Consider the following 12,504-nt stretch of genomic DNA (forward strand, 5'->3'; position numbering starts at 1 on the left):
CGTGTATCGAGTGGAGTTCTGGAAATTGAACGGCAAGCCTAAAATCGTCAGGGAAGCGCTTCGCGCCTGCCGCCGCTATTTCCTGTTTGCGGCGGTGTTCAGCCTGGCGATCAACCTGCTTTACCTCGCGTCGCCGCTCTACATGCTGCAGATCTACGACCGGGTGGTCACCAGCGGCAGCGAGACGACGCTGGTGATGCTGACGCTGGTGCTGCTTGCGGCGTTCCTGGCGCTCGCCGGTCTGGACCTCGTGCGCGCCGCGATCCTGACGCGTGCCAGCGCGCGGCTCGACCGGCTGCTTTCGGCCAGGATCCTGGCGGCTTCCGTCGAGACCCCGTCGCAGGGTGCCTCGCCAAGCCAGCCGATCCGCGATTTCGACACCTTCCGGCAGGTGATCACCGGCAGCGGTATCCATGCCCTGTTCGACCTGCCCTGGTCGCCGATCTATATCGGCATCATCTTCCTCCTGCATCCCTGGCTCGGCTTCTTCGCGTTGGGCTCCTCGCTGCTTCTCATCACCATGGCGGTGCTCAACGAATATATCGTGCGGGCGCCGCTGAAGCAGGCCAACGACCTTGCCACGGCCAACTACAATTTCACCGAAATGAGCCTCAGGAACGCGGAAGTCATCCGCGCCATGGGCATGATCGACGGCCTCGTCCGGCGCTGGGGGCGCGATCGCGGCCTGGCGCTCGGCCAGCAGGGGCGGGCGAGCGACCGGGCAGCGGTCATGTCCGGGCTGATCCGCTTCCTGCGCCTCACCATGCAGTCGCTGATCCTCGGCCTCGGCGCCTATCTGGTGATCGAGCGGCAGATCACCGGCGGCTCGATGTTTGCGGCCAGCCTGCTGCTGGGCAGGGGGCTGCAGCCGGTCGAGCAGATCGTTGGCCTCTGGCGCAGCCTGATCCTGGCGCGGGCCGCCCTTGGCAGGGTCGAGAGGCTGCTGGACGGCGGCGCGCAGGGCGAACGCTCGTTCAACCTGCCGAAGCCCACCGGCAAGGTCGCCGTCGAGCAGTTGAGCTTCGCCATTCCCAGCCTGCAGAAGGTGCTGCTGCGTGATGTGTCGTTCCGGCTCGAGGCAGGCGAGGCGCTCGGCATCGTCGGCCCTTCCGGCGCCGGCAAGTCGACGCTGGCGCGTCACCTCGCCGGCATCATGCAGCCGAGCCGCGGCACGGTCAGGCTCGATGGCGCCGACATGACGCAGTGGGGAAGGGAGGCGCTCGGCGACCATATCGGCTACCTGCCGCAGGACATCGAGCTGTTTTCAGACACGGTGGCCGCCAATATCGGCCGCTTCAAGACCGATGTCGACCGCGAGGTGATCGAGGCGGCACGGCTCGCCGGCGTGCATGAGATGATCATCCGGCTGCCGCAAGGCTACGAGACGCAGATCGGCGAGGGCGGGGCGGTGCTGTCCGGTGGCTACCGGCAGCGCATCGCGCTTGCCCGCGCCGTCTTCGGCATGCCGAACCTCATCGTGCTCGACGAGCCGAGCTCCAATCTCGATGCCGACGGCGATCGCGCCCTGGCCGACTGCGCGCTGGAGCTGAAGCGTCGCGGCAGCACGGTGATCATCGTCTCGCACCGGCCCTCGACTTTGGCCAATGTCGACAAGATCCTGCTCTTGCGGGATGGCGCGGTCGAAGCCTTCGGCATGAGAAACGAAATCGTGGCGCTGCTCAACCAGCGCGCGGCACCGATTACGATGGCGGCCCAATGACCGATATCGCCGCTTCCTATAGCAACCTCTCCGGCACCGAAGATGCGGGCGCCAATGCGGATTCGATCCGGGCACCGGTGTGGATCGGCCTGCTCATCATCACCGCCTTCTTCGGCGTGTTCGGCGGCTGGGCGGCGGTCGCGCCGCTCAACGGCGCGGTGCTTGCCGATGCAGTGGTGAAGGTCGAGGGCAACCGCAAGAGCGTCCAGCATTTCGACGGCGGCACGGTGAAGGAAATCCGGGTCAAGGATGGCGACATCGTCAAGGCCGGCGATGTGCTGGTGCTGCTCGACGACACCCGCGCGCGGTCGGAATTCAACCTCTACTCGCAGCAATATGCGCTGCTGCGCGCCACCGATGCCCGCATCCGCGCCGAGCTGGACGGCCATGAGGCGGTTGCCTTCCCGAACGACATCACCGCCGAGCACCAGGCCTATCTGCAGGACGCCATGGCCAACCAGATTGCCGACCTCGAGAGCCAGCGCGCCTCGATGGCCGGCGCCAGGCAGATCCTGCAGAAGCGCATCGCCGAACTCGACGAGCAGATCGATGGCAAGCAGGCGCGCGTCGAGTCCTTCCGCGCGCAGCTCAAGTCGACGATCGACGAAAAGGCGAGCCTCAACAAGCTGCTGAAGGCGGGGCTGACGACGAAGCCGCGCATCCTGGAGCTCGACCGCTCGGCCTCCGACCTGCAGGGCCTGATCGACCAGGCGCTCGGCGAGATCGCCGGAAATCGCCAGAGCAAGGCCGAACTCGAAAGCCAGATCGCGCAGCTCACCAACGAGCGTCGCGCAAAACTTTCGGCCATGCTGATCGAAACCCAGTCGAACCTTGCCGATCTGGTGCCGAAGATGTTTGCCGCACAGGCCACGGTGGACCGCGCCGAAGTGCGCGCGCCCTATGACGGCCAGGTGATGGACTTGACCGTCTTTTCGACCGGCGCGATCGTCGCGCCCGGCCAGACCATTTTGGATATCGTGCCGACCAGGAATTCGCTGATCGTTCAAGCGCAGGTCAAGGTCGAGGACATATCCAGCCTGCGCGCCGACATGACGGCCGAGGTCCGCTTCACCTCGTACAAGCAGCGCACGACGCCAGTCATCCACGGCCGCGTCACCCGCGTCTCGGCGGACCGCGTTACCGATGCCAAGACCGGCTTTCCCTATTACGTTGCCGACGTGGCGGTGGATCAGCAGGAACTCGCCGCTGCGCCGCAGATCCAGCTCTATCCCGGCATGCCGGCGCAGGTCATGATCGTCACCGAGGAACGCACCGCGCTGGACTACATTCTGGGGCCGCTGACCACGTCGCTCCATACGGCCTTCCGGCAGAAGTGAGGGAACTGCCCGTCAAGGGGTAGCGCAAGCATTGGACGGCTGCAGTCCAAGCATTGCGGCGGTGCCGGCGGTCGATTCCCATTTCCCCACTAGCCCTACCTTGGCTGCTCAGCATAATCTCGCGCCCGTTTCCAACCCCTGAGTCCGCATGAGCAATCTCCTCTTCACCCGCGTTCCTTTCAATCCGGTCTCGCTCGGGCTTGTCTGCAACTTCATCGCTCACTATCCGCCATTCGACGGCTATGAATTCGGCCAGATGGTGAAGTCGCTTCGTTACCAACTCGAGCAGCAGACACATCTGATCGGCTCGATCGACGATGCCATCGTTGCCTATGTCGGCTGGATCGTGACCAGCAGCGAAATTGCTGAGGCGTGGGTCGCGAACAATGGTCCGCTCAATCCCTATCCCGGCGGCCCTGCCGTCGCTGTGACGGTACTGGCAACGCGCTCGTCCTCGCACATCCTGCCGCTGATCAAGGAGGCCAAGCTGCTCAATCTCGACAAATCCGTCTATTGGAAGCGCGATTTCATTGATGCCCGCGGCGCAATGAAACGCGCTGTGCGCAAGCGGGACGCCTGATGGCGCATCCAGTATCCATCGAGGCGCTGACCCAGGAGATCCTCATCCGCCTCGACGACCGCTATGCGTCGATGTTCGTGCGTATCTGGCAGCCGGCAAGCGCGCCGCACGGAACCGTGTTCTGTTTGCACGGCTTTACCGGCAACGGCGCCGATTTCGACTACCTGGCAGCCCTCCTTTGTCGCAACGGTTATCTGGTGATCTGCCCTGACTTGCTCGGGCGAGGCCGCAGCGCCTATCTGGGTTCGGGTTACGACATCAATGTCTACTACAATTGCCTGCGCGCGCTCGGCCAATTTGCCGGCAAGGAAAACCACTTCATCGGCTCCTCCTGGGGCGGCACGATCCTTTTGCTGTTTCTCTACATGACCCGCTCGCGGGCGACCAAGGTGGTGCTCAACGACGTTCCCATGCTTGGCGGAGCCAATGTCGACCGTATACGCGCCGAGATCATCCGCGATAGCGAAGCGAAGTTCGCCACTCGCGCCGAGGCCGAGGCGTATGTGCGCTCGACCCGCTCCTTCATGAGGCCGGTCGAGGAAGCCGTGTTTTCGCGCTATGTCGCCAACAAGGTCATTTCCGGCCCCGATGGTTTCCGCCTGGCCTATGACCCCGCGACGACCGGGAGCTTCGGCTCCATGGCCGGGCGCGACTACGATCTGTTTCAGATTGTCGCCAAGGTGCAGGCGCGGTTCCTCCTGATGTACGGCCGCGACAGCAATTTCATCGACAGGCAGGCCATCGAGCGCACCCGGCTTGTTCGCCCGGACCTGTGGGTGGCCGACAATGTCGATGCAGGCCACCCGCCCTCGCTGATGACTCTCGACCAGGCGCTGCTCATTCTCGGTTTCCTCACCGCCGCATGACGGGCGTCGAACCGATCTTTAATTTAAGTCGTTGACGTCACCCCGACGCTTGCGCCTCGATCATCTCGATCCTGCACCAGCGCCGGCCTTGGCGAGTGATCGAGCACACGCCCAGTCCGCGTTCGGTCGTTGGTTCGCTGAGGCTGACCAGTTCGATGCTTGCGGCACGCGGCGGTTCGAGATGCAGCGCCCTTAGCACGAAGCGCCGGCCTGTGGCGGCCTGGTACCGGTTGAACACCACTGCAAGGATTTCAGCGTGGCTGCGCCGGCCAAGCACGAGGTAGCGATGGTAGGCGCCACTCCCGGGCAAGGCGATGTGAGGGGCGAGCCGAGGCTCCTTGCCGGACGGCCCCTCAGCCTTGTCGAGGTTGACGATGTAGAGGTCGAGTGGCGCGCCCTCGGTCGGCGCAAGCGAGACCACCACGGCCGTGCCGTGATCGCGTCGGAAGGTGATGGCCGCATGGTGGGCGATCGGCCGCAGGAACTTCAGGTCGAGTCGGGCGAAATCCGGGTAGCGGCGTTCGATCAGAGCCACGACGTCCAGCCCGCGCACGTAGCGGCGGCCACCGACATGTGGGAAAGAGAACCGCTCCCCCTCGACGAGCGGACGGGTCCGGGAGGCCTGGTTCATCGCCGGGCAACTGCGACCGAGGAGCCGGCCGCCGGCCGCAACGCCAGCCCATAGTCGAAGCGGATCACATCGTCCGCCCGGTTGAAGGTGAACTGGCGCACTATCGCTCGCACCGCCTCCCTGACCTCCAGCCGACCGAGGCGTGCGCCGCCGCACATGCGTGGCCCGGTGAGAAAAGGGATGAAGGCGCGACGGTCATACGTATCGTCGATGAATTCCTTGCGGCTGGCATCGAAGGATTTCGGATCGACCCAGAAAGCGGGATGCTGGTGCACGCCCACCACGGAGAGCAGGATGAGCTGTCCGGCCCGCAGCTGCCTGCCGTCCAGTGACGTCTCCGCCCCCACCTCCCGGACCAGGAAGGGGATCGGAGGTAAGTAGCGCATCGTCTCGTTGACGATGCAGTCGGTATAGGGCGTGTCCGGCTTGCCCGTATCGATCTCGTCCTGAATGCGCTGCTGCACCTTCTCGTTGGCGCCCAACCGATCGATCACCCACAGCACCGTGGCGACGGTGGTCTCTACGCCGGCAAAGACGTTCATGACGAACTCTTCGACGGGCGAGAAACCCCGGACAGCCTTGGCCTTCTCAGCGAAGCGCGCCATCTCCGCCGCAGCGCATAGCTCGGCGGCGAGCTGGGCGGCAAAATCGGCGACCACCTGGCGGGCGTCGTACACGGCCCCGTCACGCTCGGAAATCGTAGGCACTACCCAGGAAAAATATTGTAGCCGGCGCAGCACTTCGCGGACCCGGTCGATCAGCGTGAGCGTCTGCTCGATGTCCGCGACCAGGCCGAAGGCGCGATAGAAGATGGTGAGAGAGGCCGAAAACAGTGCCTTCTGGATCCCGTCCGGCGTCGCATCGCTTTGCAAGAGGCGGGCCGTGTAGATTTCGGATACCGCGTTTTGCTGGGCCGGCCTCGCAGCCGCCAGATAGGCATCCTGGGTGATCTCGCGCCGAATCGCCCAATTTTCATCGTTGGTGTTGAAACGGCTATAGCCCAGGGCCGAGATCATCGAGAAGTTCTTGCGGAACAGCGCCGGCGACTTGACGATGTGGTCGACCGCATCAGGATGGTCGAACACCTGGAGGTTTCCGATGCGATTCTCGCCCGCTCCCTGTCGACCGCTTTGGGCGTAGAGCGCGTAAACGAGACTGTTGAGGACGTCCTCGATCTGCGATTGATTCATCTGGCCCCCGCCATCCGCAACCGGATATGGCCGGTTTCGGCGGCTGACATACCCGTCCAAGACGCTTAGCACATTTGCTTCGAGTCGATAGGCTGGTTGGACCCAGGTCCGACAGCTCACACGTGTAGCGGGATCCAAGGCCTCAGGTCCGCGTCCATGGGATGGTTGCTGTGGCAAAGGTGTCACAGCGCCTGACGAAGACATATCAGTGGCTTTCGCGGATGCTTCCCATGAGTTAGCTTGCCGCGGGTTTTGGGTTTGGATTCTTTGGGGGAAAGCGTGCGGGCGCAGGCATCCGGTAAATTTTTGGCGACTGTTGCGGCCTCGGCTGCATCAATGACTTCTGTCGGCGTGGTGGCGGCCCATGCGAATGACGCGCAGGCAACAGACCAGACGGTCGTCGATTCGCGCATCAAGCTCGCCTTTGAAGGCTCGTACTTTTCAAATGACATCCATGATGCCGACAAGCTCGGTCTTCCGCCCAGCAAGGCCGGCTTCAACGGCTCCATAGCGTTGACCAAGCAGATTTCGCCGGACATGGATTGGCGCCTGGCCGGCGCCTTTCATACCGGCAGGAACTGGTCGGAGGGCGACAGCGAAGCGGTCCCCGGTGGTGTGCTCAGCGCGTCTCTCAGTCACGGATTCGATTTCCAGACGGTCGACTTCGATCTCGGCAAGCATGTGAAGGTGCAAACGGCCGACATTCGTTTCTTCGGTGGCCTGCGACTGCTGCACGCCGACCAGACCGAGTTCCATTCATCCTTCTCGGCAACACCCACCGATCCCACCGACAAGGGCTTCTCCACTGACAAAATCGGCACCTCGGAATACTGGGGCATTGGTCCGCGCATCGGTGCGGAGGCTTACTATCCGGTTGGTGAGACGTGGGGCTTGACGGGTTCGGTTGCAGGGTCCGTCATGTGGGGGCGCCGCACCGACCGCATTCGGCAAAATGTGACATTTACGAACCCCGACGTGCAATTTTCCGATACACTGTCTAGCCAGCACTCGAGTGAGACCGTCTCCAATGTCGAGGCTTCGGTCGGCTTGAGTTGGACTCCCATCGCGAACACTACCTTTACGGCAGGCTACAAGATCGAGCAGTGGCACAATCTGATCGTGAAGGCGGACCAGAAGAACCAGACGTTCGACGGTCCGTTCCTGCGCCTCGAAGTCAAGATGTGACGGCGGCGGCTCGCTGCAAGTGAATCTGGAAGCCGGTTTCGAGTCCAGGTTCGCGGCCAACGGCAACGTCAAATTGCACTACATTGCGGCGGGCTTCGGCCCGCCGATTCTGTTTTTGCACGGCTTTCCCGACCATGGCCTCGGCTGGCGTCGCCAGATCGAGGCACTCGAAGGCAGGTATAGGGTACTGGCGCCGGATCTGCGCGGCTTTGGGCGAAGCGATGCCCCGCAGGGGCATGCCAACTACGCACTCATGCCATGCCTTGTAGAGGATGTCCTGGCCGTGCTGGCGGCGGAGGGCCTTTCCCAGGTTTCGGTCGTTGGCCATGACTGGGGTGGCATGATCGCCTGGTGGCTGGCGATGCGCGTGCCGCAGCTCGTGCGCCATCTGGTGCTACTGTCGGCGCCGCACCCCCGCCACTATTTGCGCGCCATCCACGATCCGGCCAATGCCGGCACCATCAACTACATCCGTCGTTTCCAGGGGATCAGCGGCGCCATACCGACGCCGGAGGAGCTAGGCGGCTGGGTCGCCGACGCAGCCGAACGGCAGTTGCTCGTCGAGTCGCTTGAGCGCTCCCACCCTGATGCGATGCTTAGCTACTACAGAGCCAATATACCTTTGGGCAAGATGCCGGATATCGGCCCTCTGCCGCCAGTCAGGGCGCCGACTCTGGTGATGTTCGGCTCCGATGATCCCTACATTCCGGCCGGCGCATATGACGGAACATATCGCGAGGTCGACAACGTCACATCGCTGCTGGCGCTGCCTGGTGCCGGGCATTTCATCCACCACCAGGCCGCTGCCTTCGTCACCCGCGAGATCGAGGGCTGGGTGTTGCGGCCACCGTCGAGCTTCCGCAGTCTGGCTTAGAGCCACCCGCCGCCGAGCCCCTCGACATGTTCCGGTATGATCGCGTCGGTCCGACGGGATCTTGGTCGCCTGTCTCGTATTCGGCGTGTCACTCCGAATCAGCCTACTCCGCCCGCTCTTTAGACCTCGGATAGATTTTGCCGGTATTTGTCGGAAAAAACGGAGCCGGAAAAGTCATGACCGAGATCTGGCACTCACTCCTGGCCAATCTTGCCCTGGTCTCCATCCTTATCGTCGCCTGGGACCTTGTGGCGGATTTCACCGGGCGTCTCTCGCGGCGGGCACAGTCGCTGCTTTTGGGCGTGGTCATGTGCGCGGGCGCGGTCATTTCCATGGCGACGGCCTTGTCCGTTTCTGGCTTCATCGTCGACCTGCGTGCCGCGTTTATCGGCGCGGCCGCGTTCTTCGGCGGATGGCCGGCGATGTTCATCGCCGCTGCCGGCTCCATCGCCTATCGTCTTCATCTGGGCGGTCAGGGCGCCGAAGTCGGCGTCATGAGCATCCTGATCACCGCCGTCGTCGGTCTGGCCTGGCACCACATCGTCGCGGTCCGTTCGCGCACCATGTTCGACATACTCGGCCTCGGCCTGTCGGTCGCGCTGGCCGGGCTGATCACGCTTCTGGTCATTCCCTCGCAGGTCGTGACCGGCTTCGTGCAGCAGAGCACGTTGCCGTCGCTCCTGTTCCGCTTCCTGAGCACCTTCATCATTGCCGTGCTGCTCGACCGGCAGCAGCGGCGACGCGATCTCGCCATGTCCAACATGATATTCCGTGCCATGGTTCGCGAGCTGCCGGATAGTCTCAACGTGAAGGATGCGGAAGGGCGCTTCATCGCGGCCAATCCAGCCACCGCCGAACTGGTGCGCGCCGCCTCCGTCGAGGACCTCATCGGCAAGACGGATTTCGATTTCTATCCCAAGGACGTGGCCGAGCGCTTCAGGCAGGATGAAATGGGCGCGCTGGAGGCCGGGCAGACGTTGCGCATCGATCAGCCCGCGCTCCTGCCTGACGGCAGGCAGGGCTGGCTCTACACGCTGAAGGCGCCGTTCCGCGACGAGGCCGGCAAGATCGTCGGCGTCATCGCCTACAATCGCGACATCACCGAGCAGAAGCGAAACGCCCAGCTCAAGAACGACTTCATTTCCACGGTCAGCCACGAATTGCGAACGCCGCTGACATCCATCCGCGGCTCGCTTGGCCTGATCGCAGCCGGCGTCGCGGGCGAGCTGCCGCCCAAGGCCGCCAACCTCGTCAACATCGCCCACAACAACAGCGAAAGGCTGGTTCTTCTCATCAACGACATCCTCGACATGGAGAAGATCGAGTCGGGCGTCATCACCTTCAAGATCAAGCAGATGCCCGTGCGTGCGGTGCTGGAGCAGGCCATCGCCGCCAGTTCCAATTACATGGCCGAGAGCGGGATCCGCATCGTCCTGGTCGACGATGCCCCGCGCGCCGAAGCCAATATCGACCCCGATCGCCTGCACCAGGTGATGGCGAACCTGCTGTCGAACGCGATCAAGTTCTCCGATCCCGGCGGCACTGTCATGGTGAAGCTCCAGCGTCGCGAGCGCGACATGCTGCGCATCTCCGTTATCGATGAAGGCGCCGGCATCCCGGAAGCGTTCCGCAGCCGCATATTCGGCAAGTTCGAGCAGGCCGATGCCTCCAGCACCCGCAAGAAGGGGGGCACCGGCCTGGGCCTGAGCATCGTCAAGACCATCGTCGAAAAGCTCGGCGGCGCCGTGTCCTTCGAAAGCGAGGAAGGCAAGGGAACCTCGTTTCACGTCGATCTTGCCGAAGCGCAGAGAAGTGTCGAGAAGCCGGTTTTGGTCGAGCGCCGGTCGCGAAAGCGCGATGGCCGCCTGCGCGTCCTCATCTGCGAGGACGAGTCCGACATCGCTGCGGTGATCGCCGCACTTCTCGACGCCGGCGGCTTCTCCAGCGATGTCGCCCCCGATATCGGTACCGCAAAAGCGCTCCTGAACTCCCGCGACTATGTGGCGCTGACCCTCGACATCAAGCTGGCCGGAGAATCCGGCATCAAGCTCTTCCACGACATCAGGGTCTCACCGGTGAATTCCGAGATTTCGGTCATCGTCATCTCCGCCATCGCCGACGAAGCCAGGCGCTCGCTGAACGGAACCGCCATCGGCATCGTCGACTGGCTGGAGAAGCCGGTGGATTCGGCGCGCCTTCACGCCGCTCTCGCCAAGATCCTCGCCAGCAAGGTCGAGCGGAGGCCGAGAATCCTCCACGTCGAGGACGACGAGGGCGTCCTTGCCGTGATGTCAGCGGGGCTCGGTCCAGGCGTCTTGATCGCTTCCGCCAAAACGCTGCAGGAGGCGCGGAAGGCGGTGGCAAAGCATCGCTTCGACCTGGTCATCCTGGACATACTGCTTCCCGACGGATCGGGACTGGATCTGCTCATCGATCTGCCGCTGGAAACCCAAGTCATCGTGTTCTCGGCGGCCGAGCTGGATCAGAACCTCGGTGGCCGGGTGCAGGCGATGATGACCAAGACCAAGGCGTCGGAGATCGATGTCGCCAGGCTGGTCAGGAGCATGTTGGTCTCATCGCTCGATAGCGCCAGACCCGCCTCCAGTGCCAAGGAGTGATGATTATGCCGGCAAGGATCCTCTATGTGGATGACGAGGATGACATCCGCGAAATCGCCCAGATGTCGCTGGAACTCGAGCCCGAATTCGAGGTGCGGTCCAGCGCCTCGGGCATCTCAGCGCTGACCGATGCCGCCGATTGGCGCCCTGACCTCATCCTGCTCGACGTGATGATGCCGGACATGGACGGGCCGGAAACACTGAGGCGCCTGGCCGATTCGCCGCTGACGGCCGCGATTCCGGTGGCGTTCATCACGGCGCGCACCCAGACGCATGAGGTGGAGCGTTATCTCGCCATGGGAGCCGTGGGAGTGATCGCCAAGCCGTTCGACCCGCTGGCGCTTGCGGGCGAGGTGAGAAGGCTGCTTTCGGGGCGTTCCGGCCCGGTTTAGCCGGCGAGAAAGCCGCGCAAAAGATGCCTGTCGGCAAAGTCGGTTTTGCGTTTGCCGCTCCTATACCATGGCCCAATATTCATCTAGTGATTGTGTCGAAATGCGGCCGCCGCGAATCGGCTTTATCTAAGATCGCGCGGCGTCATCACTCCGGGGGGCGACGGAACCGGAGCAGGACTGGTGGTGGATGGAGCGAAGGCAAGAGTTCTGATCTGCGACGATGATCCCTTGTTGCTCGAGCTGATGGAATTCAGGCTGAGGGCGAAGGGATACGAGGTCATCAAAGCGGTGGACGGCGCCGAGGCGCTGGCGAAGGCGGAGCAGGACGGCCCCGACATCATCGTGCTCGACGCGATGATGCCCAAGGCCGACGGCATCGAGGTGCTGGCGCGCATCAAGGGCGACCCGGTGCTGTCGAAGACTCCGGTGGTGATGCTGACCGCGCGCAAGGCCGAGAAGGACATCGTTTCGGCGCTTGAGAAGGGCGCCGACGATTATCTGGTGAAGCCGTTCATTCCCGAGGAGCTACTGGCCCGGCTGGCGCGTCTCATCGCCCGCAAGGGCGGGAAGCGCTGATGCGGCGCGGCCGGCACTCAGCCTTTGCCGCATGCCTGATCCTGGCGATCGCCGCCGCTCCCGGCGCGGCGCTGGCGCAGACTGTCGACGAGCTCTACGCATCCGGCGTCAAGGCCAGGCAGGCGCAGCATTTCGACGAGGCCGCCGATCTTTTCCGGCGCGCGCTGGCGTTGAAAGCTGACAATGCCGACGCTCTTGTGCAGCTTGGCTTCGCCGAGCTCGGCCGCAACGATCTGCCGGCGGCGCGCGACGCCTTTTCCAGGGCGCTTTCCCTTGCCCCGGCCTATCGCGATGCGAGCTTCGGCATGGCCCAGGTCGAATTCCGCTCCGGCAATCTGGATGCGGCGCTGCCGCTCGCCGAGAAGGTCGCTGAGGCAGAGCCCGGCAATGCCGACGCGGCAGCGCTTCTAGAGAACATCCGCAAGGCCAAGCAGGCCAGCCAGGCGAAGCCGGTTCCGGCTGCCGCGGCGCCGGCGAAGAAGCCGCCCCACCGGCGGCCCGATCCCGTCGCCATCCAGTTGGAGCAGGGCAGGCG

At 63.7% G+C, this 12,504-nt stretch carries 12 protein-coding genes; 10 read left to right on the forward strand and 2 right to left on the reverse strand.

Translation table 11 applies throughout. The features are described 5' to 3' along the window. Positions 1-25: 25 nt before the first annotated feature. The 4 genes from EOA32_RS23795 to EOA32_RS23810 all read left to right on the forward strand — a co-directional run bounded on the left by EOA32_RS23795 (position 26) and on the right by EOA32_RS23810 (position 4,503). Positions 26-1,720: a type I secretion system permease/ATPase gene (locus EOA32_RS23795; RefSeq protein WP_128373036.1), complete on the forward strand. Its 1,695-nt coding sequence runs from the start codon at positions 26-28 to the stop codon at positions 1,718-1,720. Continuing rightward, positions 1,717-3,057, forward strand: a complete 1,341-nt coding sequence (locus EOA32_RS23800) for an HlyD family type I secretion periplasmic adaptor subunit (protein WP_128373037.1) — start codon at positions 1,717-1,719, stop codon at positions 3,055-3,057. Before EOA32_RS23795 ends, EOA32_RS23800 begins: the two co-directional genes overlap by 4 nt. 148 nt (positions 3,058-3,205) lie before the next feature. After that, the gene (locus tag EOA32_RS23805; RefSeq protein ID WP_128373038.1) at positions 3,206-3,637 is read left to right on the forward strand and encodes a hypothetical protein; all 432 of its coding nucleotides are present in this window, start codon (positions 3,206-3,208) and stop codon (positions 3,635-3,637) included. Then, entirely contained in the window at positions 3,637-4,503 is an 867-nt protein-coding gene (locus EOA32_RS23810) for an alpha/beta hydrolase (protein WP_128373039.1), read from the forward strand. The genes EOA32_RS23805 and EOA32_RS23810 overlap by 1 nt, the downstream gene beginning before the upstream one ends. A 37-nt stretch (positions 4,504-4,540) precedes the next feature. Here the strand turns inward: EOA32_RS23810 and EOA32_RS23815 are convergent, their stop codons facing one another. Then, positions 4,541-5,134, reverse strand: a complete 594-nt coding sequence (locus EOA32_RS23815) for a hypothetical protein (protein WP_128373040.1) — start codon at positions 5,132-5,134, stop codon at positions 4,541-4,543. After that, complete coding sequence (locus EOA32_RS23820; protein ID WP_189407330.1) at positions 5,131-6,324, reverse strand: cytochrome P450; 1,194 nt, start codon at positions 6,322-6,324, stop codon at positions 5,131-5,133. Before EOA32_RS23820 ends, EOA32_RS23815 begins: the two co-directional genes overlap by 4 nt. 336 nt (positions 6,325-6,660) lie before the next feature. Between EOA32_RS23820 and EOA32_RS23825 the strand changes: the two genes are divergently transcribed. The 6 genes from EOA32_RS23825 to EOA32_RS23850 all read left to right on the forward strand — a co-directional run. Next, entirely contained in the window at positions 6,661-7,509 is an 849-nt protein-coding gene (locus EOA32_RS23825; protein WP_128373042.1) for an Lpg1974 family pore-forming outer membrane protein, read from the forward strand. 19 nt (positions 7,510-7,528) lie between these two features. Continuing rightward, positions 7,529-8,383: an alpha/beta hydrolase gene (locus EOA32_RS23830; protein WP_189407332.1), complete on the forward strand. Its 855-nt coding sequence runs from the start codon at positions 7,529-7,531 to the stop codon at positions 8,381-8,383. Between the two features lie 176 nt (positions 8,384-8,559). Continuing rightward, a complete protein-coding gene (locus tag EOA32_RS23835; protein WP_128373044.1) occupies positions 8,560-11,001 on the forward strand; it encodes an ATP-binding protein in 2,442 nt (813 codons plus the stop codon). 5 nt (positions 11,002-11,006) lie between these two features. Further along, a complete protein-coding gene (locus EOA32_RS23840) occupies positions 11,007-11,393 on the forward strand; it encodes a response regulator (RefSeq protein ID WP_128373045.1) in 387 nt (128 codons plus the stop codon). A 183-nt stretch (positions 11,394-11,576) separates the two neighbouring features. Further along, positions 11,577-11,969 (forward strand): response regulator, encoded by a 393-nt coding sequence (locus EOA32_RS23845; protein ID WP_067000929.1) that lies wholly within the window; start codon positions 11,577-11,579, stop codon positions 11,967-11,969. Continuing rightward, on the forward strand, positions 11,969-12,504 hold a 536-nt coding region (locus EOA32_RS23850), incomplete at its 3' end, for a tetratricopeptide repeat protein (protein WP_128373046.1). The genes EOA32_RS23845 and EOA32_RS23850, both read left to right, overlap by 1 nt.

It is taken from the genome of Mesorhizobium sp. M1A.F.Ca.ET.072.01.1.1, assembly GCF_004023325.1.
Classification (GTDB): Bacteria; Pseudomonadota; Alphaproteobacteria; order Rhizobiales; family Rhizobiaceae; genus Mesorhizobium.